The sequence below is a fragment of the Chitinivorax tropicus genome, from assembly GCF_014202905.1.
Classification (GTDB): Bacteria; Pseudomonadota; Gammaproteobacteria; order Burkholderiales; family SCOH01; genus Chitinivorax; species Chitinivorax tropicus.
In genome coordinates this window covers 83,425-105,859 of the sequence record NZ_JACHHY010000013.1, presented here as the reverse complement: position 1 = coordinate 105,859, position 22,435 = coordinate 83,425, and the positions used below count along the sequence as shown (strand labels likewise).

25 protein-coding genes are annotated in these 22,435 nt (G+C 57.2%); 21 read left to right on the top strand and 4 right to left on the bottom strand.

Features of this window, described 5'->3' with window-relative positions:
• Positions 1–96 precede the first annotated feature (96 nt).
• From HNQ59_RS11545 to HNQ59_RS11515, 7 genes are all read left to right on the top strand, one after another.
• Positions 97–423, top strand: a complete 327-nt coding sequence (locus HNQ59_RS11545; protein ID WP_184039286.1) for a phosphoribosyl-ATP diphosphatase — start codon at positions 97–99, stop codon at positions 421–423.
• Between the two features lie 12 nt (positions 424–435).
• A complete protein-coding gene (locus HNQ59_RS11540; RefSeq protein ID WP_184039283.1) occupies positions 436–798 on the top strand; it encodes a histidine triad nucleotide-binding protein in 363 nt (120 codons plus the stop codon).
• A 37-nt stretch (positions 799–835) separates the two neighbouring features.
• The gene (gene tatA / locus HNQ59_RS11535) at positions 836–1,042 is read left to right on the top strand and encodes a Sec-independent protein translocase subunit TatA (RefSeq protein WP_184039280.1); all 207 of its coding nucleotides are present in this window, start codon (positions 836–838) and stop codon (positions 1,040–1,042) included.
• Positions 1,043–1,257: 215 nt separating this feature from the next.
• Complete coding sequence (gene tatB / locus HNQ59_RS11530) at positions 1,258–1,797, top strand: Sec-independent protein translocase protein TatB (RefSeq protein ID WP_184039277.1); 540 nt, start codon at positions 1,258–1,260, stop codon at positions 1,795–1,797.
• An 18-nt stretch (positions 1,798–1,815) separates the two neighbouring features.
• Entirely contained in the window at positions 1,816–2,553 is a 738-nt protein-coding gene (gene tatC / locus HNQ59_RS11525; protein WP_184039275.1) for a twin-arginine translocase subunit TatC, read from the top strand.
• Between the two features lie 135 nt (positions 2,554–2,688).
• Positions 2,689–3,144 carry a hypothetical protein gene (locus HNQ59_RS11520; RefSeq protein WP_184039273.1) on the top strand — a complete coding sequence of 152 codons (456 nt, stop codon included), beginning with the start codon at positions 2,689–2,691 and terminating at the stop codon, positions 3,142–3,144.
• Between the two features lie 209 nt (positions 3,145–3,353).
• On the top strand, positions 3,354–3,878 hold the full coding sequence (locus HNQ59_RS11515; RefSeq protein ID WP_184039272.1) for a hypothetical protein: 525 nt from the start codon (positions 3,354–3,356) through the stop codon (positions 3,876–3,878).
• 80 nt (positions 3,879–3,958) lie between these two features.
• Here the strand turns inward: HNQ59_RS11515 and asd are convergent, their stop codons facing one another.
• From asd to HNQ59_RS11500, 3 genes are all read right to left on the bottom strand, one after another.
• The gene (asd, locus tag HNQ59_RS11510; protein ID WP_184039271.1) at positions 3,959–4,798 is read right to left on the bottom strand and encodes an archaetidylserine decarboxylase; all 840 of its coding nucleotides are present in this window, start codon (positions 4,796–4,798) and stop codon (positions 3,959–3,961) included.
• Positions 4,799–5,018: 220 nt separating this feature from the next.
• A complete protein-coding gene (locus HNQ59_RS11505) occupies positions 5,019–6,188 on the bottom strand; it encodes a Do family serine endopeptidase (protein WP_184039270.1) in 1,170 nt (389 codons plus the stop codon).
• A gap of 166 nt (positions 6,189–6,354) precedes the next feature.
• Positions 6,355–7,140, bottom strand: coding sequence for an AraC family transcriptional regulator (locus HNQ59_RS11500; protein WP_246490965.1), 786 nt, complete (start codon positions 7,138–7,140; stop codon positions 6,355–6,357).
• Positions 7,141–7,377: 237 nt separating this feature from the next.
• Here HNQ59_RS11500 and HNQ59_RS11495 point away from each other — a divergent pair, with 237 nt between their 5' ends.
• The 13 genes from HNQ59_RS11495 to HNQ59_RS11435 all read left to right on the top strand — a co-directional run bounded on the left by HNQ59_RS11495 (position 7,378) and on the right by HNQ59_RS11435 (position 20,166).
• Positions 7,378–8,316: a proline racemase family protein gene (locus HNQ59_RS11495; RefSeq protein ID WP_221320227.1), complete on the top strand. Its 939-nt coding sequence runs from the start codon at positions 7,378–7,380 to the stop codon at positions 8,314–8,316.
• On the top strand, positions 8,316–9,449 hold the full coding sequence (locus HNQ59_RS11490; protein WP_184039269.1) for an NAD(P)/FAD-dependent oxidoreductase: 1,134 nt from the start codon (positions 8,316–8,318) through the stop codon (positions 9,447–9,449). The genes HNQ59_RS11495 and HNQ59_RS11490 overlap by 1 nt, the downstream gene beginning before the upstream one ends.
• Entirely contained in the window at positions 9,446–9,691 is a 246-nt protein-coding gene (locus HNQ59_RS11485) for a 2Fe-2S iron-sulfur cluster-binding protein (RefSeq protein WP_184039268.1), read from the top strand. Before HNQ59_RS11490 ends, HNQ59_RS11485 begins: the two co-directional genes overlap by 4 nt.
• Entirely contained in the window at positions 9,678–10,970 is a 1,293-nt protein-coding gene (locus tag HNQ59_RS11480; RefSeq protein ID WP_184039380.1) for an FAD-dependent oxidoreductase, read from the top strand. The genes HNQ59_RS11485 and HNQ59_RS11480 overlap by 14 nt, the downstream gene beginning before the upstream one ends.
• Positions 10,967–11,860, top strand: coding sequence for a dihydrodipicolinate synthase family protein (locus HNQ59_RS11475; RefSeq protein ID WP_184039267.1), 894 nt, complete (start codon positions 10,967–10,969; stop codon positions 11,858–11,860). Before HNQ59_RS11480 ends, HNQ59_RS11475 begins: the two co-directional genes overlap by 4 nt.
• 303 nt (positions 11,861–12,163) lie before the next feature.
• Positions 12,164–13,738 carry an aldehyde dehydrogenase (NADP(+)) gene (locus HNQ59_RS11470; protein WP_425491384.1) on the top strand — a complete coding sequence of 525 codons (1,575 nt, stop codon included), beginning with the start codon at positions 12,164–12,166 and terminating at the stop codon, positions 13,736–13,738.
• 104 nt (positions 13,739–13,842) lie between these two features.
• Positions 13,843–15,231: an aminopeptidase P family protein gene (locus HNQ59_RS11465; protein ID WP_184039261.1), complete on the top strand. Its 1,389-nt coding sequence runs from the start codon at positions 13,843–13,845 to the stop codon at positions 15,229–15,231.
• A 145-nt stretch (positions 15,232–15,376) separates the two neighbouring features.
• Positions 15,377–16,123 (top strand): Nif3-like dinuclear metal center hexameric protein, encoded by a 747-nt coding sequence (locus HNQ59_RS11460; protein ID WP_184039377.1) that lies wholly within the window; start codon positions 15,377–15,379, stop codon positions 16,121–16,123.
• 252 nt (positions 16,124–16,375) lie between these two features.
• Positions 16,376–16,960: a ubiquinol-cytochrome c reductase iron-sulfur subunit gene (petA, locus tag HNQ59_RS11455; RefSeq protein WP_184039258.1), complete on the top strand. Its 585-nt coding sequence runs from the start codon at positions 16,376–16,378 to the stop codon at positions 16,958–16,960.
• A 68-nt stretch (positions 16,961–17,028) separates the two neighbouring features.
• A complete protein-coding gene (locus HNQ59_RS11450; protein ID WP_221320229.1) occupies positions 17,029–18,210 on the top strand; it encodes a cytochrome b in 1,182 nt (393 codons plus the stop codon).
• A 14-nt stretch (positions 18,211–18,224) separates the two neighbouring features.
• Positions 18,225–18,986 (top strand): cytochrome c1, encoded by a 762-nt coding sequence (locus tag HNQ59_RS11445; RefSeq protein ID WP_184039252.1) that lies wholly within the window; start codon positions 18,225–18,227, stop codon positions 18,984–18,986.
• Between the two features lie 149 nt (positions 18,987–19,135).
• Positions 19,136–19,741, top strand: coding sequence for a glutathione S-transferase N-terminal domain-containing protein (locus HNQ59_RS11440; protein ID WP_184039249.1), 606 nt, complete (start codon positions 19,136–19,138; stop codon positions 19,739–19,741).
• Between the two features lie 20 nt (positions 19,742–19,761).
• The gene (locus tag HNQ59_RS11435; RefSeq protein ID WP_184039246.1) at positions 19,762–20,166 is read left to right on the top strand and encodes a ClpXP protease specificity-enhancing factor; all 405 of its coding nucleotides are present in this window, start codon (positions 19,762–19,764) and stop codon (positions 20,164–20,166) included.
• A gap of 170 nt (positions 20,167–20,336) precedes the next feature.
• Here the strand turns inward: HNQ59_RS11435 and HNQ59_RS11430 are convergent, their stop codons facing one another.
• Positions 20,337–21,260: a CobD/CbiB family protein gene (locus HNQ59_RS11430; protein WP_184039374.1), complete on the bottom strand. Its 924-nt coding sequence runs from the start codon at positions 21,258–21,260 to the stop codon at positions 20,337–20,339.
• A 206-nt stretch (positions 21,261–21,466) separates the two neighbouring features.
• Here HNQ59_RS11430 and HNQ59_RS11425 point away from each other — a divergent pair, with 206 nt between their 5' ends.
• On the top strand, positions 21,467–22,057 hold the full coding sequence (locus HNQ59_RS11425) for a superoxide dismutase (protein WP_184039243.1): 591 nt from the start codon (positions 21,467–21,469) through the stop codon (positions 22,055–22,057).
• Positions 22,058–22,435: the final 378 nt, after the last annotated feature.

Sequence of the window (22,435 nt, the reverse complement as noted above, 5' to 3'; positions counted from 1 at the left end):
GCGCCCGGTCTGTCACATCAACGTGACAGTTGTTTTACACTTTTTTAACATTCCGCGCTTACAATAGCGCTTTAGCCACCGAACAGGCTCAATCACATGATCAGCGCAGAAGTATTGCATCGCTTGGCCCAGACCTTGGAATCCCGCAAAGGTGCCGATCCAGAGTCATCCTATGTGTCCCGCCTCTTTCACAAAGGACAGGATGCCATCCTGAAAAAAATCGGTGAAGAAGCCACCGAAACCGTCATGGCATCCAAAGACAACGACCAATTGCACTTGGTGCGCGAAGTCGCTGATCTGTGGTTTCACAGCTTGGTTCTGTTGTCGTGGCACGGTTTGGGCCCTGATGACATCCTGGCCGAACTACACCGCCGTGAAGGCATTTCCGGCATTGACGAAAAAGCGTCCCGCCCCAAGGACTGACAAGGACAGAGCATGAGCGATTGCATCTTTTGCAAAATTGTTGAAGGCAGCATTCCCGCCAGGAAACTCTATGAGGACGATGATGTTGTGGCTTTCCATGACATCAACCCCGTCGCCCCGGTTCACTTCATGCTGATTCCAAAACAACACGTCAATTCGCTTGTCGAATGCACTGACGAGCACGATGCGGTGCTGGCCAAGATGCTGCGCCTGGCCCCCAAGCTGGCTCGTGAACAAGGGCTGGACACCGGCTTCCGCACAGCGATCAATACCGGCAGAGGCGGCGGCCAGGTTGTATTCCACTTGCACGTGCATGTCTTTGGCGGCACGGGTGGCAAGCTCGACAGCGCATTGGAAAAACTGCATCACGGCTGAGTTGCCCAAGGCAACCACCCTTTCTTAGGAGTCAATCATGGGTTCATTTAGTATTTGGCACTGGCTGATCGTTCTGCTGGTCGTGGTCATGGTGTTCGGCACAAAAAAACTGCGTAACGCGGGTGGTGACCTGGGTGCTGCGGTGAAAAATTTCAAAGATGGCATGTCTGGCGCCAAAAACGAGGCGGACGATGCCAAAAAGGAAGCGGGCCGCATTATCGACGCCGACAGCGAAAAACGCTGATCGATCAGTATGGAAGCGTAGATGCAAGGCCCGGATGGGCAAGGGGCCGCCAGCAATCGTATGCGGTTCTGCCGCCCCGCACTTGCACCATTACTGTTGTCACCATCCCAGGCTCAGGCTTGGCCACTCCGCAGATAAGCCAATGCCGTCTGCCTTGACTTGGTAGTGCGTTTCCACGCTGTCCTCACCCCACTTTCACCGATTCAGGAGCCATCTTGTTTGACGTCAGCTTTGGCGAAATGGTCACCATTGGCGTGGTAGCCTTGGTTGTGATTGGCCCGGAGCGACTACCCAAGGTCGCACGGACACTCGGCCACCTGGTCGGTCGGGCACAGCGCTATGTTGCGCAGGTCAAAGCCGATGTATCGCGCGAAATGGAACTGGATGAATTACGTAAAGTACAGACTGAATTCACCCAGGCCGCCCAGCAGTTTGAGCATTCGATCCATCAGGAAGTACAGGCCAGTCAACAGGCGATCCAGCAACTGGATGGCGATGCAAGCCAGTTCTCGCAACAGCTCCGTAATGACATTCTTGGGCGCGCACCAGCACCCGAGCTGATGCAGCCTGTGGACGAATACAGTTACGACCTGTTTGCACAACCACCTCACTCGGCGCCCCCCAACTCCCCCCAAGTGGACCCAGACAAACTGGCGTTTTATCAATCGCAGCTTGATCTGTTTGCAGACGTACCCGAACACGCCCCACCGCCGCCTCATGTCGCGGCGACGCGGCCCGATTCAACTCATGCCTGACCACCCATACACCGCATCATGAACGAAGAAGTCCAATCATTCGTCTCCCACCTGGTTGAACTACGCGATCGGCTATTGCGGATCTTCCTGGGCATCATCCTGGTCTTCCTGGGCCTGTTCCACTGGTCACAGCAGATTTACGCGCTGCTGGCCATGCCCATGCTGCAATCGCTGCCAGCAGGCGGCCAGATGATTGCCACGGATGTCACCACGCCTTTTTTCGTTCCGATGAAGGTCACCTTGATGGCGGCCTTCCTGATCAGCCTGCCCAATACGCTGTACCAGGTTTGGGCCTTTGTGGCACCTGGTTTATATGATCACGAGAAGAAGCTGATGTTGCCTCTGGTCATCGCCAGCACCCTTTTGTTTCTGATCGGCATGGCATTTGCCTATTTCCTGGTGTTCCCGGTGGTCTTCCACTTCATGAACGCCGTCGCCCCTGAGGGGGTGGCTGTCATGACTGACATCAGCAAGTATCTTGATTTCGTCCTTGGAATGTTTCTGGCATTCGGGGTGACATTCGAAGTGCCTATCGCTGTCATCCTGCTGACCCAATTCGGCCTTGTCAGCGTAGAGAAGCTTCGCGAGGCGCGTGCTTATGTAGTCGTCGGCGCCTTTGTGGTGGCCGCCATCGTAACACCACCAGATGTCTTGTCTCAGGTGATGCTGGCTGTGCCACTCTGGCTGTTGTATGAGCTGGGGGTTGTGGTGGCTGGCCTGCTGCAGAAACGCCGCCAGCAGATCATGGAGGGATAATGAGCAACGACATCCAAAGCAGCTCGACCGAGCCTCGCCCTCATTGGACACTTCCCGCAACGCCTGTTTGAGACCTGGCACGCTACACTTGGCACAGGCTCAGCCCATTTCGACATTTGCCTCGACAGACCAATCATGCCTCATACCAAACTAATCAGCCCTGCTGGCGCCCTGGACATCGATACCCATGACCTGGCACTGACACTGCGATATGTAGTGATCCACCACCTGCAAAGCGGTATCGAGCCGCCAGACTGGCTGGCCGACTATCGTGAAGAGCTGTATCTCAGCAGCTGGAACGATCACCAGAAATCCTTCTTTCTTGGCGAAGACGATGATTTCGAACTGGATCAACACCCAAAGCGCCGACAGTTGTTGGCCAAAGTGCTCATGGCAGCCGAGCAGGCACTAGCCACGCAATCGGGCGACAACCTGATCACCCTACTCCAGACGCGGCTCGAATTGGACGACATGTACGAAGGCATCGTCGGCAACGTTGATGACTATTTCATCCAACCCATTGCCAATCCCGGCGAGCTACCACTACGTATACAGCAGATACTGAAACAGGTCATTACCTTGCTGAGCTGAACCCATCATTCAATATTCACACCAGCCGTTACTATCATCACACAGCACAGATCATCCGGTCTGGCGTGAAACCCGGGGGCCAAATGGTAAGCACGTCATCAGCCCACGCGCCCAACTGGCGCCGGATATGGAGCACAGTCGGCATATGGCTTGCACACTGCGTGATCTACCAGCCCTCAGCCAGCGCTGATGCCCCTGTGCAGATCATCTTGTCCAGCTCAACGGAATCCCTGCCGACAGCGGGAAACCAGCGCCCCACACCCGCCATGATGCGCGCCATCATGAAATCCACCGACGACACAGATCAAGAAGGGGTAGCAGCTTGCCTGGGTGAGCTCTCCTTACCGCAGAGCGCCCTTCCCCGATTGTTTCTGTCAACCCCACTGCCGACAATCCAGGCAGGAGAAAGAAAGTACTTTGTCAGGCCAGCCCTAGCGCCATATTGTCAGACATTTTATGGCGCCCACCTGTTCCGGTTCTGGTTGATCAATGCACAGACCATCAAAGGTAAAACACAATATCAGGTACTGTTCTCAGGTATCGGCGATGTGTTTGAGGTACTGTCGAGCACACATCATCAGCAATATGACCTCATCCAGACCAATTGCACCGCCAGTAGTTGTATCAAGGAGAAACTTCAGTTCAACGGCCAGCAATACCAAGCCGTCGAATGTCGTTTTGAAGGATGGAAAGAGGGAAAAGAACAAAACAAGCTGATCCCCTGCCAGCGATAGCAAAGAACCGACCTTCCACTCGAAGAAAGATCAGTTCTTTACGACTGCAATCAGTGAATTCGCCACAATTGCCAACTGAATCAAACAGCCATCACCTCACCCATCCGAACCGGCTTAGCAGGTTGCCAATCTGGATTGAATTGCATGGCATTTTTCGGGAAGAGCATGACAACTGTGGAGCCCAGTAGGAAGCGGCCCATTTCTTCGCCTTTTTCCAGGGCGATCTGCTGATCGGTGTAATGCCATTCGCGCACTTCTTTTGTGCGGGGTGGATTGACCACGCCGTGCCAGGCTGTGGCCATGCTGCCTACGATGGTGGCGCCTACCAGGGTCAGGACAAATGGACCGTGGTCACCTTCAAATACACAGACAACCCGTTCGTTCCGGGCAAACAGGCCGGGTACGCCGCGTGCGGTGGCTGGGTTGACTGAGAACAACGCGCCGGGCACATAGATCATGCGCACCAGCCTGCCACGGCAGGGCATGTGGATACGATGGTAATCGCGCGGACTGAGGTAGAGGGTTGCAAAGCTACCACTCTCAAATTGGGCGGCCAGTGTGGCATCACCGCCGACGAGAGCTTGCGTGGTGTAATGATGGCCTTTGGCTTGGAAAATCTGATTGTGCTCAATCGAGCCGAATTGACTGATCGCGCCATCAACGGGGCAGACAAAAGGGGAATCTGCCAGCGGGCGGGCACCAGCTTTCAGTGGGCGCGTGAAGAAGTCATTGAAGGTTGCATAGCTGGTAATGTCCGGGTTGGCTGCTTCAGCCATGTCCACTTGATAGCGCTCAACGAAGTGACGAATGATTGCAGTGGTACGCTTCCCGCCACGCCATCCAGCCAGTTTGCCTGCCAACGTTGTCAGAGCCTGTTTCGGTAATAGATATTGCGGCAATACTGCCAGGCGATCGGACAAGATATTCACCCAGAATAAAAGACAATCGGCGATTATACCGTGTTGGGCGGGCAAATCGAACGGTCAGATGAATTGCGGTCAATTTCGGAAACGAGGGCCGGCCAAGCTGAATTGGCGCCACAGGCGGGATTCTGCACATCTGCTTCCCTGCATTGCAGATCGGCTTCAGTCGGGCCATCTCATCTCGTGGCAGGCAGGGCACAAGGTGATCAGAGCTGATCTATTGCGACGGTGTCCTGAAGCGCGGGCGACGCTCCACGACCGCGTCAATGGAGACAGCCTGTCCATTACGGATCAAACTCAATTCAACTGTTTGCCCAGGCTGGATGGCGGCGATGCGGTTGATGGCGTTCGGCACATCACGGATTGCCTGCCCAGCCACCGCCACCAGTATATCTCCTGGCAGAATCCCCGCATCGTGCGCAGGGCTATTACGCACGACACCATTGATCAACACACCACGTTTGACTGGCAGATTGAATGTCGCCACCAGATCGGGGGTGATAGGTTGCATTTCGATACCGATCCAGCCCCGTGTCACACTGCCAGTATGGATGATCTGCTCCATGATCTGCTTGACTGAATTGGCTGGAATGGCGAAACCGATCCCCATCGAACCGCCGGATTTCGAATAGATCGCCGTATTGATGCCCAGCAGGTTGCCTGCCATATCGACCAACGCGCCGCCGGAATTACCTGGGTTGATGGCGGCATCGGTCTGGATGAAATTCTCGAACGTATTGATGCCCAGCTGGGTCCGCCCCAGCGCACTGACGATTCCTGCGGTCACGGTCTGGCCGACACCAAAGGGATTGCCGATGGCCAAGACGACATCCCCTACCGACACCTGGTCGGAATTGGCCAAAGTGACTGTAGGCAGCTTGGCCAGATCGACACGAATCACCGCCAGATCGGACTCCGGATCGGAACCAACCACCTGTGCGCTGGTGGTGCGTCCATCAGCCAGTGCCACTTCGATCTCATCGGCTGATTGCACGACATGGTTATTGGTTACGATATAGCCTTCCGCGCTGACGATTACACCAGACCCCAGGCTGGTCGCCCGCTGCGAGGTCATGCCACGATCACCGAAAAACTCACGAATGGTGGGATCGCTGAACATCGGATGACGTGGCACCTTGACCTGCTTGCTGGTGTAGATATTGACCACCGAGGGCTGAGCCTTGGCAGCGGCCTTACGATAGGTAATCGGCCCCGCCACTGGGCCACTGGGGGGTGCTGGCTGCGCGACCTCTCGCACGGTGACGATTTTTTGTTGTGTGGCAGCTCCCCGCCCGACCCATTCCGGCTTGACCAATGTGACAACAAACCAGACCGCCATGGCCACCGTGGCGCTTTGAGCAAATACCAACCACAATCGTTTCAACATGCTGACTCAGCTCGCCAGGTTATGCTGCCATCCATTCGGCTCATCGGGCCGACCGGTTTTCAAGCTTATGCCATTACCGCCTATCGCCTGCATCGATCATGGTTGCGGTCGTTGTATACAGGGCCTGGTCCACCGCCAGGAGGCCATGAAATCGTATCAACAGCGCCTAGACATCCACCCCATGCCGCTCTCGATATTGGCGCGGGCTCAAACCGACAAATTGTCGAAATTGTCGAGAAAGTGCACTTTGATCAAAAAAACCGCAATCAAGCGCAATATCTGCAATTTTCTCACGACTCAGCCGTAAACGATAAGCAGCCGCATCGATCCGGCATTTCAACAAATATTGTCCAGCAGACAATTGGAACAGCTTTTTCATGCGGCGCTCGAATTGCGCCACACTCAGCCCAGCCATCTCTGCCAGATCATCCATGCGGAGCGGCTCGGCAAAATGGGCACGCATATAGTCTATCGTAGCGGCGAATGGGGCGTCGATCATACCAGCACGGCTGGGTTCCGGCAGATCACGTGACAGGCACGCCAGGCCGATGACCACACCCAGCGTGTCGTGCAGCGGCACCTTGTTGGTCAAGCACCAGCCAGGCTTGCCGTCGGCCAGCAAGGTCAGATCCAGATTGTCGAGCACTGGTTGGCCGGATTGGAACAACTCCGCATCCTGCGCTTCGTAGCGGTCGGCCATCTCGACCGGAAACAGCTCGCGTGCAGTCTTGCCGATCGCCTCCAATCGGTTGTTCAGCCCACACCGCTCAGCACAGGCTTGTGAAATATAGACATAGCGCCCATCGCGATCTTTGATCGAGAACACGATATCCGGCAGGCGGTCGAACAATGCCTCCATGAACATGGGTGAGGCCAGCTGCGACATGAAAGCGTGCCGCCATTGAGCGGTTTCTGGGTCATGCGTAGTAATTTCAGCGCGTCGAGCAGGCATTTTGCGATTTTGTCCTAGGTTGGCATGACAATCTTACAAGACCAGTTCTATCAAGCTTTCTAAAATGCCCCGAAACGTGTTCAACATCTGTCATGGGCAATGGCCAGAGATGTGCACTGCGAATCATCGACACGTACGATCAATACATGAAGAGTTCAAGCAGTACACACGCCCCGATGCCATGCGGACAATCAAATATTGAACCGGCTATTCAAGACATATTTGACAGGACAAACCATGGTCAGACATATCAGGGTAATCGACTCACATACCGGCGGCGAACCGACCCGTGTGATTGTCGAAGGTGGCCCTCCATTAGGTGATGGCCCCATTTCTGCACGCCGGGATCGTTTTCAACAGCAATTTGACCCCTATCGGGTCGCAGTCGTCAACGAGCCACGCGGCAGTGATGTCTTCGTCGGCGCATTGCTGGGCGAGTCAGACAATCCATTATGCACAGCCAGCGTCATCTTTTTCAATAATGTCGGCTATTTGGGCATGTGCGGCCACGGCACCATTGGCGTGGTGATGACGCTGGCCCACCTTGGGCGCATCCAGCCTGGCGTGATCCGGCTGGAAACACCCGTCGGTGAGGTAGAAGCCGAGTGGCTGGGCGGCCATCGTGTACGCATCCGCAACGTCCCCAGCTACCGGCTGGCTGCCAAGGTGCCCTTGTCCGTGCCGGGTTATGGCACGGTGCATGGCGATATCGCGTGGGGGGGGAACTGGTTCTTTCTGGTTGAAGACCATGGGTTGGCCATCAACCGCCAGCAGATTCCAGCTCTGATGGATTGCGCCACCAAGATCCGCCAGGCGCTGACCGATCAAGGCATTTCCGCGAACGGCGAGGAAATCGATCATATCGAGCTGGTTGGGCCCAGCCCCGACCCAGAGGTCAATGCCCGTAACTTCGTACTCTGTCCAGGGCTTGCCTATGATCGCTCGCCATGTGGAACCGGCACCAGCGCCAAGCTGGCCTGCCTGCATGCCGATGGCCACTTGGCACCAGGAGAGACCTGGATTCAGGAAAGCGTGATCGGCAGCCGGTTTGAAGGTCGTCTGGTCTGGCAGGGTGATCAACTGCTGCCCGAAATCATCGGTACAGCCTATGTCAATGCCGACAGCCACCTGATCGTGGCGGACGATGATCCATTTGCCTGGGGCATTCGAGACTGATGGACTGCGATATCCTGATCATCGGTGCTGGCATCATCGGCGCGGCGCTAGCCGCCGAGCTGGCAGCCCGTCGCTTCAACGTACTGGTGCTGGAAGCCCAGACGCCCGGCGGCGGCACCTCGGCAGCTGGGATGGGCCATCTGGTGGTGCTTGATGACAATCCGGCGGAGCTTGCGCTGTCACGAGAAGGTGTCAGTCGCTGGCTGGCCTGCCAATCGCAACTGCCAGAGCAGGTGGAGTTCCGTCGCACAGGTACACTATGGCTGGCACGCAATCCGGTAGAAATGGCCGAGGCCGAGCGCAAACAGGCTTTCTATCAGAGCATCGGTCTGCAGTCCCAGTTATTGACCGCCAACCAGCTCTACGCCTGTGAGCCACACCTGGCGCCGGGCTTGGCCGGGGCTTTGCTGCGCCCGGATGAGGCGGTGATCTATCCACCTGCAGCAGTCAACTGGCTGTTGCATTGCGCAAAAACCGCCGGGGCTGCCGTCTTGCGTGAACAGCAGGTGACCGAAATCAGGCCGCACCGGGTCAGCACGCAGCAAGGGCGCGTCTGGCAAGCGGAGCGGATTGTGGTTGCGGCAGGCAACGCCTCTGCACATCTGCTCCCAGGCTTGCCGCTCAAGCCTCGCAAAGGTCAGTTGGTGATCACAGAGCGTTACCCTGGCATGGTCAACCACCAGCTGGTGGCCCTGGATTACTTGCAATCAGCCCACGGCAGCGCGGCCAGCTCTGTGGCATTCAATGTCCAGCCCCGAGCAACCGGCCAGCTGCTGATCGGCTCATCGCGTAGCTTTGATGACACATCACCTGAAATCGATTGGCCACTGATGGGTCGCATGCTGAATGCTGCATTCGACTACCTGCCCGCCTTGCGGAACTTGAACGCCATTCGCACCTGGGCGGGCTTCCGCCCCTCTACACCCGACAAATTGCCGCTGCTGGGCCCCTGGCCCGCAATGGACAGCGTGTGGTTGGCCACCGGTCATGAAGGGATTGGCATCACCACGGCATTGGCTTCCGCAGCGCTGCTGGCGGATCAATTGTGTGACATCCCCACTGCGCTGGATGGCAGCCCATTCCGCCCTGATCGATTCGAAACCGCACCTGTGGCTGAGGAGTTGCTGATATGAAGTTGATCATCAATGGCCAAACAGTCGAGCTTGCTACAGTAGCACCGATGACTGTCGCAGCAGCGCTGGCGATGAGCAAACAGGCCGCCTGTCGCCAATCCTCACGCCTGCACGAGCCAAGACAGGCCTTCTGCGGCATGGGGATGTGCTTTGAATGCCGCGTGACCATCAATGGCCTCCCACACCAACGCGCCTGTCAGGTATGGGCGGAGGACGGCATGGAGATCCATTGCGATGCGTGAGATTCAAACTGAGCTGGCCATCATCGGCTCTGGGCCGGCAGGCCTGGCCGCAGCCAGCGTAGCCATCGAGGCCAATCGCACGGTATGTCTGGTTGACAATCAGGCGCAGCCCGGCGGGCAGATCTGGCGTGGTGGTCTGCAATCAGACAGCCGCGCACATGCCGCCATGCAGAGCCTGGCACATTCTGACGGCGTCCGCCTCGCTCAACATACACTGGTGGCTGCACTCGCACCCAGCCATCGTGCGCACGCCCTTTTGCTGGAAGGCCCTGCTGGGCCGGTCTGCATCCATGCGGATCGGGTCATCCTCGCCAATGGCGCGAGAGAACGGCATCTGCCCTTCCCTGGTTGGACACTGCCCGGCGTAACCGGTGCAGGCGGCCTACAGGCACTAGTCAAAGGTGGTTGGCCGATTCAGGGGCAGCGCGTGGTCGTCGCAGGCAGCGGGCCGCTGCTGCTGGCCAGTGCACGTACTGTTCAACAGGCTGGTGGACAGGTCACCCATATCTTGGAGCAAGCCAGCCAAGCATCGCTACGTCGGTTCACCCTACAACTGCCGAACTGGCCAGGGAAAGCCTGGCAAGCCTTACTGCTGGGCAGCCAGTTCCTTGGCCGCTATCGAGCCGACAGCCATGTGGTGGCGGCCCATGGCACATCCAAGCTGGAAGCCATCGAGATCAAATCGGGCAACCAGACGAAAACCATTGCCTGTGACCACCTGGCCATCGGTTATGGCTTGATTCCAAACACCGATGCAGCTCAACTATTGGGCTGCGAACTGACGGGAGAAGCCGTCAAGGTCGATTCCAACCTGCGCACCACCTGCCCCGGTGTCTATGCTGCCGGGGAAGTCACCGGTATCGGTGGCGTGGACAAAGCCTGGGTGGAAGGCCACATGGCAGCCTGTGCTGCGCTGGCCCTGCCAGTTTCCCAGGTCAAACTGCAGCATTGGAAATCACATCATCGATTCAGCCAATTATTGGCCGAGTGTTTCGCACTCAACCCTGCTTTGATGGCGCTGGCCAAACCCGACACCTTGATCTGCCGTTGCGAAGACGTCAGCTTGCAAGCGCTTGCCGGGTTTGAAGACTGGCGCGAAGCGAAATTGCAGACCCGCTGCGGAATGGGCGCCTGTCAAGGCCGCACCTGTGGCGCCATCTGTCAACAAGTGTTGGGCTGGGCATCTCCTGGCCTACGCCCCCCTGTTTTCCCTGCCAAGTTGGCCACATTGGCTGCCCTGGCCGACCGCCCACAACCAGAAACTGAAGGAATCTCATGAGCTTGCGTTTCAAAGGCGTCATGCCTGCCATCACCACACCTTTCAATGCTGATCTGAGCATCGATCATGCCATGCTGGTCGAGCATGCCAAATGGCAAATCGAAGCGGGTTGTACAGCCCTGATCCCCTGCGGGTCGCTGGGTGAAAGCGCCACGCTCACCTTCGATGAAAAACTCGCCATCATCCGTACCCTGGCCACCAAGACCAATGTTCCGGTCGTTCCTGGTATTGCTTCGCTGTCCACCGCAGAAGCCGTGAAGCTGGCCCAGGCTGCCGAGGCCGAAGGCGCACAGGGCCTGATGGTATTGCCACCCTATGTTTACAGCACCGACTGGCGCGAAATGAAGGCCCACGTTGCCGCTGTCATCCAAGCCACCAAGCTGCCTTGCATCGTCTACAACAACCCAGTTGCCTACCGCACCGACTTCCAACCCAGCCAGATCCAAGAACTGGCCAACGAATTCGAAAACGTGGCGGCGGTGAAGGAATCCTCCACCGATGCGCGCCGCGTCACCGCTATCAAGGCGCTGCTGGGTGATCGCGTGACCCTGGGCGTGGGCGTGGATGACTGCCTGGTCGAGGGCGTTGCCGCAGGTGCGGAATTCTGGATTGCCGGTCTGGTCAATGCCTTCCCGCACGAGTCTGTGAAACTGTATGATCTGGCCATGGCAGGCGACTGGCAAGCTGCTGCCAAGCTGTATGCCTGGTTCCTGCCGCTGCTGCGCCTGGATACCGTGCCCAAGTTCGTTCAGCTGATCAAACTGACGCAAGAGCGCCTGGGCTGGGGCAACAGCCGTGTCCGTCCGCCTCGTCTGGAAGTGGTTGGCGACGAACTGGCCGCAGCACAGGCTGTCATTGACACCGCGCTGCAAAACCGCCCTGCCATCTAAGTCCTGCCATACGGGTTCTGGTGGCTTGATTTCATGGCCACAACCATTGCTGCAAGCCGCGCTACATCATGACTCATGTGTGCGGCTTGCGGCATGGCCATGAAACAGCACTGACCGTACCGCACCCAAGCATCATCGACACGGTTGTTTCAGCTTGATGGCGAGTGGTGACCATGCAGACCGACATCGGTATTGGCCCCGTTTCAGTATGGGTCGGATGTCTCAAGGCAGTCAGCGCGACCGTCATATTCAATTCAAGGCAGCCATGTGCTGCCTTTGGCTCATTCAAGAGGTCAACAGATGATCGAATTGCAAGGCCGATCCCTGATCGGCGCACAAACAGGAACCGCCAGCGGGGCCGAATTCCACGCCCTCAATCCTGCGACAGGTGAGCGCCTGCAACCTGCCTTCCGCTGTGCGACCCAACAAGAAGTCGATGCCGCAGCCAACCTGGCGGAGCAGGCCTTCAGCAGCTTTGCCAGCAGCAGCGGCCAAACCCGTGCAGCACTGCTGCGCCGCATCGCCACCGGCCTGGAGGGCATCGCTGATCAGCTGGCCGAGCGCATGCCTCAGGAAACCGGCCTGCCAGAGGCACGGGCGCGGGGTGAGCTGGGGCGCACCTGCTTGCAGCTGCGCTTATTTGCCGACCTGGCCGAACAAGGCCACTGGGTCGATGCCCGGATCGATCGCGCCGATCCACAACGCCAGCCACTCCCCAAGCCTGATCTGCGCTCCATGTGGCAGCCTTTGGGCCCCGTTGTCGTCTTCGGTGCCAGCAACTTCCCACTCGCCTTCTCCGTTGCCGGTGGTGATACTGCTGCAGCGCTGGCGGCTGGGTGCCCTGTTATCGTCAAGGCCCACTCGGCGCACCCTGGCGTGTCGGAATTGGTTGGCCGTGTCGTGCAGGCCGCCGTCCAGGCTGAAGGCTTGCCCGAAGGCGTGTTCTCCCTGATCTTTGGTGACGGCAGCACGGTCGGCTCGGCGCTCGTCAAGCACCCCCACGTCAAGGCCGTCGGTTTCACCGGATCATACAGTGGTGGCAAGGCGTTGATGGACATTGCCGCTGCACGCCCCCAGCCGATCCCAGTTTATGCTGAGATGGGCAGCCTCAACCCGATGGTGATGCTGCCGGGTGCGCTGGATACCCAGACTGAAGCGCTTGCCAAGGGCTTGGCGGCCTCCGTGACGATGGGCACCGGTCAATTCTGCACCTGCCCGAGCGTAATCCTGGCCATCGACAGCCCAGCGCTGGATCGCTTCCTCACCACACTGGAAGCCGCCCTGAGCGACATCCAGCCCGGTGTGATGCTGAACCCTGGCATTGCGCGGGCTTACCATGCCGGCATCCGTATCCAAGGCGCCCAGCAAGGCATCGATGCCCGCTTGAGTGAAACCGGCGAAGGCTGCAAAGCCCGCCCCGCCTTGATGGTGACCGATGCGGCACACTGGTGCGGCCAGCCGTTGCTGAGAGATGAGGTGTTCGGCCCCTCGACGTTGGTGATCCGCTGCCCCGATCAAGCCAGCCTGCTCGACGCTGTCTCCGCGCTGGAAGGCCAGCTGACTGCCACTCTGCACGCCACCGAAAGCGAGCTGGCCAACTGGCCGGAGCTGGTGCAGTCGTTGCGCCGCAAGTCTGGGCGCCTGCTGTTTGGCGGCTTCCCGACTGGCGTCGAAGTCAGCCATGCAATGGTTCATGGCGGGCCATTCCCGGCATCATCCGACGGACGTAGCACATCGGTGGGCACCATGGCCATTCACCGCTTCGCGCGCCCGGTCTGCTATCAGAACTTCCCTGCCGCGCTGTTGCCGACCGCGCTGCAGGATGGCAACCCGCTCAAGCTGTGGCGCTTGATCGACGGCCAATTGAGCCAGCAATGACCTCAGCGGCATGCGCTCAACTACAGCCATCTCGATGGCGGTGGGCGCATGCCGATGTGGTACTCCGCAATGATTCATGACTGATCACGTGGGCAGAATCCATCATGTTTGAACGAACGACCTATATTCAGCGCCGCGAAGCCCTGAGCAAACAGGTCAGCAACGGTTTGCTGATCATTCCTGGCAATGGCGACAACCCTGGCAACTACACTGATAACATCCAGCCGTTCCGGCAGGACAGTAGCTTTCTCTACTTTTTCGGTATCGACCTGCCCGACCTGGTCGGCATCATCGACCTCGACACAGGTGAAACCACCCTGTTTGGTGACGACCCGAGCCTGGACGCCATCGTCTGGACAGGCCCGCTGCCATCGCTGGCCGAGCAGGCTGACCGCGTCGGGGTCACACGCACCGCTCCATTGGGCGATATTGCCAGCGTACTGCGCCAAGCCCGGCAAGCTGGCCGCACCTTACACCTGCCACCGCAATATCGCGCACAGAATCGCATCCGCCTCAGCGAGTGGATCGGCATCAGCTTGGCTGAGCTCGACAACCTGACCAGCCCAAGCGCCTGCAAAGCCATCATCGACATCCGCGCCGTCAAGAGCGCTGCCGAGATCGCGAATATCGAGCAAGTGCTGTCGATCACCAAAGAAATGCACCTGATCGCCATGCGCATGGCGCAACCCGGTGCCACAGAGCAAGCCATTGTCGGCGCCATGGAGGGCTACGCTTGGTCACACGGCTGCCGTCAGTCCTACGCCCCCATTCTGAGCAAGCGAGGCGAGGTGCTACATAACCACTACCACCACAACACCCTACGTGCAGGCGACCTGTTGTTGAATGACAGTGGTGCGGAAAGCCCCATGCACTACGCCAGCGACATCACCCGCACCATTCCAGTCGGCGGGCGCTTTGACGAACGCCAGCGCGCCATCTATCAGACCGTGCTGAATGCCCAGCTGGCTGCAATCGACGCACTGAAGCCCGGTGTACCCTATCTGCAAGTCTATGAGCTGGCAGCAGGGATTCTGGTCGATGGTCTGAAACAGTTTGGGCTGTTCAAAGGCGACACCGATGAAATCATCCGCACCGGCGCCTTTGCCCTGATCTTCCCGCACGGCCTGGGGCACCTGATGGGCCTGGATGTCCACGACATGGAAGCACTGAACGAAGACTGGGTCGGCTACGGCGAAGGATATGAGCGCAGCCGCGATTTCGGGCGGAAATCACTGCGCCTGGCCCGCCCTGTCCGGGCAGGCTGGGTGGTGACCATCGAGCCGGGCATCTACTTCATTCCAGCCTTGATCGACCGCTGGCGCGCAGAGGGCCGATTCACTCATCTCATCGACTATGCAGCCTTCGACGCCTTCCGCAATTTTGGCGGTATCCGGATCGAAGACGATGTGCTGATCACCGACACTGGCTCACGTGTTCTGGGCGACCCCATCCCCAGAACAATCGAGGAAGTCGAAGCAGCGACCCAGCGATGACCACACTGCCGCTTCATCCAACCATGAAGCGGCAGTTGGTGCGCTCTCCACACCGACCAGGTTGGGTTGACATGATGCCGACAAAACCTGGCACTCGATGATGTGCGACAATTCCGGCATTTCTCCTACCGAGACCGTCCACATGATCACCCGCCCAGAACTCGAACGCCATCTCCACCAGCTGCTCGACCTCGCCCGATTCAAAGACAACGCTCCCAATGGATTGCAAGTCGAAGGCCGTGAACAGATCGAAACCATCGTGACCGGCGTCACTGCCAACCGCGCACTGATCGAAGCCGCACTTGATCTGAAAGCCGATGCCATCCTGGTCCATCATGGCTTCTTCTGGAAAAACGAGGACGCCCGGATCGTCGGCATCAAACGTCAACGCATCGGGCTTTTACTGGCCAACGACCTGAATCTGTTTGGCTATCACCTGCCGTTGGACGCCCACCCGACACTCGGCAACAACGCACAACTCGCGCAAAAACTCGGACTGATGGCGGACGGCAACTTCGGTGAACAAAATCTGGGCGCTGTCGGCGTATTATCTGACACCCTGCCCCTTTCGATCTTTGCCGACCACATCGCCCAGCAACTCGGTCGCCCACCTCTGATCATCGGTGACCCGACCCAGGCAGTCCGCCGCGTAGCCTGGTGCACGGGTGGCGCGCAAAGCTACTTCAACGATGCCATTGCACAAGGTGTTGATGCCTATATCACCGGTGAAATCTCCGAAGCAGTCGTCCATACTGCCCGGGAAGCCGGCGTCGCATTCATTGCTGCCGGTCACCACGCCACCGAACGCTATGGCATCGAGGCATTGGGCCGCTATCTGGCGGGTGAATTCGGGCTGACACATCACTTCATCGACATCGACAACCCTGCATAATCTGATCCAGATCAAGGCATACAAGGCCCGGCAACGCACAGACCCGCCATCGGGTTTTACCCACTTTCCGATATCGGGTAAAATCGGATGGTTTAGGGTTTCGCTGGCGTTAGTTTTGCCATCCCGCATGCTTGGCCTTCGGCGCGTAGCCATCGCCGGAAACTGCCCCATATGGGGTCAATTGCAGGCCGGATCGCAAAATTAACGTCAACAAACCCAGGGTCATGGTTTCCAAAATAACAGGGATCAACGATGAGCGATACTCAAGTCGATAACAGCAAACGCCGCTTCCTCGTTGCGGCTACCGGTGCAGCCGGGGCCGTCGCGGTGGGTGGCGTGGCGACGCCATTCGTGCTGACTTTCGCGCCAAGTGAACGAGCCAAGGCTGCCGGGGCACCGGTGGAAGTGGACATCAGCAAGCTCGAATCCGGCCAGAAAATCAACGTGGAATGGCGCGGTAAGCCGGTGTGGATTCTTTCCCGCACCAAAGAACAGATCGCCAATCTGGCCAAGCTGGACGACAAGCTGGCTGATCCCAAGTCAGAAGCCGACCAGCAGCCGGAATACGCCAAGAACGCCACCCGTGCCATCAAGCCCGATGTGTGGATCGCGGTCGGGATCTGTACCCACCTTGGCTGTTCGCCAACCCACCGTCCGGATCTGGCACCAGCCGATCTGGGAGCCGACTGGATGGGTGGTTTCTACTGCCCCTGTCATGGCTCGAAGTTCGATCTGGCCGGTCGCGTGTACAAAGGGGTTCCCGCGCCGACCAACCTCATCGTCCCGCCGCATAAATACCTCAGCGACACCCGTGTCCTGATCGGTGAAGACAAATAAGGGAGCATTCCGTGGCAAACTCTCAAAAACTGATCGACTGGATCGACGCCCGTTTTCCGCTCACCAAAATGTGGGAGGAGCAATGGGGTAAATATGTTGCACCCAAGAACTTCAACTTCTGGTACTACTTTGGCTCCCTGGCCATGCTGGTACTGGTCATCCAGATCGTCACCGGCATCTTCCTGACGATGAACTACAAACCTGATGCAAACTTGGCGTTTGCCTCAGTCGAATACATCATGCGTGATGTATCTGGTGGCTGGATCATCCGGTACATGCACTCCACTGGCGCATCGATGTTCTTCGTGGTGGTCTACCTGCACATGTTCCGTGGCCTGCTGTATGGCTCGTTCCGACAACCGCGTGAGCTGGTCTGGATCTTTGGCATGCTGATCTTCCTGTGCCTGATGGCCGAAGCCTTCCTGGGCTACCTGCTGCCTTGGGGACAGATGTCATTCTGGGGTGCACAGGTGATCGTGAACCTGTTTGCATCGATCCCGGTGATCGGACCAGACCTGGCGGTATTCATCCGTGGCGATTTCGTCGTCTCCGATGCAACACTGAACCGCTTCTTCGCCTTGCACGTGATTGCCGTTCCGCTGGTACTGCTGCTGCTGATCGTTGCCCACTTGGTTGCATTGCACGAAGTCGGCTCCAACAACCCGGACGGCATCGAGATCAAGAAGCAACCCAAAGACCCCAAAACCGGTCTGCCACTGGATGGCATCCACTCCCACCCTTACTACTCGGTGAAGGATATCTTCGGCGTCGCTGTTTTCCTCGTCGTATTCAGTGCCATCGTCTTCTTCCTGCCGACCATGGGTGGCTACTTCCTGGAAGACAACAACTTCATTCCAGCCGACCCATTGAAGACCCCGCCACACATCGCGCCGGTCTGGTACTTCACCCCGTTCTACGCCATTTTGCGTGCCGTACCGTCATTCCTGGGTACGCAAGTCTGGGGGGTGCTGGCCATGGGTGCGGCAGTCGTGATCATTGCCTTCCTACCCTGGCTGGATCGTAGCCCGGTGAAGTCGATCCGCTACCGTGGCCCGAAATTCAAGATTGCGCTGTTCCTGTTCGTGATTGCCTTCGTCGGTCTGGGCATCCTCGGTGCATTGCCATCGACAGACACCCGCACCATCATCGCGCAGATCTTGTCCTTCGTTTACTTCGGCTTCTTCCTGTTGATGCCGTGGTATACCAAGAATGATTCGACCAAGCCTGTACCGACTCGTGTGACAGGTTAAGGGAGCACAACAAGATGAAAAAATTGTTCAGCAAATTGCTGGTTGTCCTGCTGGCCGCGCCATTGATGGCGATGGCCAGTGAAGACGTCAAATTGGACAAGTTCGAGCCCAATACACGTAACTATGAGTCGCTGCAACGCGGTGCCAAGCTATTCGTCAATTATTGCTTGAACTGCCACAGTGCCGCTTACATGCGCTATAACCGCCTGCAGGATATCGGCCTGACCGAGCAACAGATCAAGGACAATTTCCTGTTCAGCAAGGAAGCCAAAATTGGCGATCTGATGAAGGTTTCCATGACCGCTGCCGACGGTAAAACTTGGTTGGGTGCCCCCCCGCCAGACCTCACCGTGATTGCCCGCTCACGCGGTGCAGATTGGCTCTATACCTATCTGCGTGGCTTCTATCGTGATGAAACCCGCCCGACAGGCTGGAACAACACGGTATTCGACAAGGTCGGCATGCCCCATGTGTTGTACGAGCTGCAAGGCGATCAGGTGTTGGAGGTCAAGAAAGCAGAAGGCGAGCATGGCCATGAGGAAAAAGTGCTGAAGCTCATCAAGCCAGGCAGCATGACCAGCCTGACAAATGGCAAGGCGGATACCCATGATTACGACCAGCTGGTGGGCGATCTGGTCAATTACTTGGTATACATGGGCGAACCCTCGGCCAATACCCGCGAAACCATTGGCTACATCGTCCTGTTGTTCCTGATTCTGGTATTGGTGCCGCTGACCTATGCTCTGAAACAAGAGTACTGGAAAGATGTGCACTGATCGATTTGATCCGGGCCAATGAAAAACGGGAGGCAAAGCCTCCCGTTTTTCATTTAACAACAAAAGGTTATCAATCAAAATTCGCTTTCCACCAATCGACTTTGGTAAAATTCACTTTTTACCGAACATAGCAACACAAAGGCCCCATCATGATGATTCTGTACTCCGGTACCACTTGCCCATTCAGCCATAGCTGCCGAATCGTTCTGTTCGAAAAAGGCATGGACTTCCAGATCAACGATGTTGATGTGCATAACAAGCCGGAAGACCTGGCCGTGATGAACCCCTACAATGAAGTGCCGGTGTTGGTCGAACGCGATCTGATCCTGCATGAATCCAACATCATCAACGAATACATCGATGAGCGGTTCCCTCACCCACAGCTGATGCCTGCAGACCCGATCATGCGAGCTCGCGCCCGCCTGTTCCTGTACCGTTTCAATCAGGAGCTGTTCTGCCATGTCCGCGTGTTGGAGAACAGCTCAAGCACCAAGAAAGATCAGGACAAGGCTCGCAAGGCAATCAGCGAAAACCTGAGCCAGATCGCACCGATCTTCTCCAAGCAGAAATTCATGCTGGGCGATGAATTCTCAATGCTCGATGTTGCAGTGGCCCCGCTGCTGTGGCGCCTTGAGCACTATGGCATTGATTTCTCAAAACCCAACCCTCACCTGCTGAAGTATGCTGAGCGCCTGTTCAGCCGCCAAGCTTTCATCGACTCGCTGACCCCTGCTGAAAAGGCCATGCGCAAGTAAGCAGCCCAAGGAGTGCCCGAATGAGCGAAATTTCGACCAAGCCTTATATGATTCGCGCCATACACCAGTGGTGCGTGGATAACAGCTATACCCCCTACCTGGCAGTAGCGGTGTTGGACGATCAGGTCAAGGTGCCACGCGAATTCGTCAAAGATGGCGAGATCGTCTTGAATATCGGCTATGGGGCGACAAAAGGGCTGGATATTGGCAATGACTGGATCATGTTCTCGGCCCGCTTCAGCGGCACTGCCAGAGACATCGTGGTGCCGGTTGGCGCGGTCATTTCAATCTTTGCCCGGGAAACCGGTACGGGCATGAGCTTTGCGCCTGAACCGACCACCCCGCCGACCGAGCCACCCACCGCACCGACATCGGAGGCGGGTGACAAACCCAAGCCTCGCCCCAAGTTGCAAGTCATCAAGTAGACTGCTTGGTCGCAACGCGCTGATAGCCCCGGTTGGCAAGGCCCGACCAGGCAAGCGGCGCTCAGAAAAAAACCGCAGTGTTCAACTGCGGTTTTTTTTGGCCTATCGACTCTGATCAAAAATAGCCCGTCATCGCGTCAGTATTGGCAGCAGAGGGCAAATGGACAACCTCAGCCCACCCAGTGCGTCACGCTGAACAACAATATCAAGAACAACCATAGCAGCACCGCCCGCCAGACCAAGCCGACAGCACTTGCCAGATAGTCAGCATCAGCCTCGTCACCGATGCCAAGCTCAGGTCTGAACTTGAGTGTATTGTCTTGATGCAATGGCTCGCCCAGTTTGATGCCGATCGCTCCCGCGCCGCTGGCCAGCAAGATTCCATAATCGTAATTGGTCCACGCCTGAGCCTGGGAGCGCCAGCAGTACACGGCATCTTCAAAATCACCAACAATCGCAAAACTCACCGACGTCAGCCGGATGGGTGCCCAATCGAGCAGTGTCTGCATCAGCATGGCAAAACGTCCGAACTGATCTGCCCCTGCCTGATCACGATCGCCCCATTTTTGCGCCAGCCGCGTTGCAAAGCGATACAGGACAGCCCCTGCGGGCCCAGGCAGAATCAGAAACCAGAAAATGGTGCCAAACACATGGCGATATGAATCGATCAAGCCTTGTTCGATGGCCAGGCGTGAGACCTCGCCATCGTTCATCTCGGTAGTGTTTTGATTGGTCCAGTCCGACAATAACTGGCGTGCGTGATCAGCGTCTCCGATTTTCAACGCCTCAGAGATCCCGCTGAAAGCATGGCTGAAATGCCGGAACCCCATCATCATGTACAGCACCACTACGTTCCAAGCCCAAGCCAACGCGGGTGACAGACGAAAAAGCAGGTAGTAGACAGCAACAGTGAGCGCACAAGCCGGCACCACGGCAATCAGCCAGGCAATCAAACCATGTTTGTACTCCCCGGCATTGAGTTTTCGCTCCAGTTTGTTGGCAAAACGCGCAAATGCGCGCATGAACTCGTTGCGGAATTCGAGCGGCTTGAACTGCTCAAGCAGCAACGCAGCAATCAGCGATAACAGGCTCATGGCGACAGTAAACACCATTTTATTGATTTGCCTTGAAGATAACACAGCAACGGGGTAGAAACTAGCTCGGACGCGCCACGGGAAAAAGAAGAGTAATTTACTCAGGTATTGTCGCATTTCCCCTGAAACTGCTAAACTCCAGGCATTGCTTTGTCACCAGAGCCGCTTGGCTCACATCATACTCAAACCATTCCCTGGAGAATTCAATGGAACACAAGCTGCCCGAACTGCCCTACGCACTCGACGCCCTGGCCCCCTTCATGTCGAAGGAAACCCTTGAATACCACTATGGCAAGCATCATCAAACCTACATCACCAACCTGAACAACCTGATCAAGGGTACAGACAACGAAAATCTGTCCTTGGAAGAGATTGTGAAGAAAGCGCCGGCAGGTGGTTTGTTCAACAACGCAGCTCAGGTGTGGAACCATACCTTCTTCTGGCTGGGCTTTGCACCCAACCCCAATGGCGACGCCCGCGCGCCTGCTGGGGCCTTGGCAGACGCCATCAATGCCAAGTGGGGTTCTTTCGATGAATTCAAGAAAGCGTTCAACACCTCTGCTGCTGGCAACTTTGGCTCTGGCTGGACTTGGCTGGTGAAAAAAGCCGATGGCTCACTCGATATCGTCAATACTTCTGCTGCAGGCACGCCGTTGACGACCGCCGACACCGCCCTGCTGACCTGTGATGTGTGGGAGCACGCGTACTACATCGATTACCGGAACAGCCGCCCCAACTATCTGGAAGGCTTCTGGAAGCTGGTTGACTGGAGTGTCGTGGCCAAACGCTTCGCTTGATCGATCAAGCACTCTTGCCCATTGATGGGCAAGTAGAATGAAAACAGGGCGCCAAGGCGCCCTGTTTTCATTGGCTTTCCGCACCACCCTTGCTGACGTTCATTGAATACCTGGTGAGAGGCGGAGGTCACCGCCAAGACTGAAGCAGCGGACACAGGCGGCAAGACAGCGGAGTCACGCCGGTTGCGGGTCGGTTGCCTGCTTGAAACCTTACTACAGGCCATCCAGCCGATCTCTCTTCCGCCCGCTGCTGTGGGCGATGCGCTATCAGCACTCATGGCAGGGTCGATCATGATCCACGACACGATCCCTGCGCAGCAATCCGCTCGCCCTGTCACATCTAGCGACTTGGCGATCGCCATTTCACACGCCCTTCAC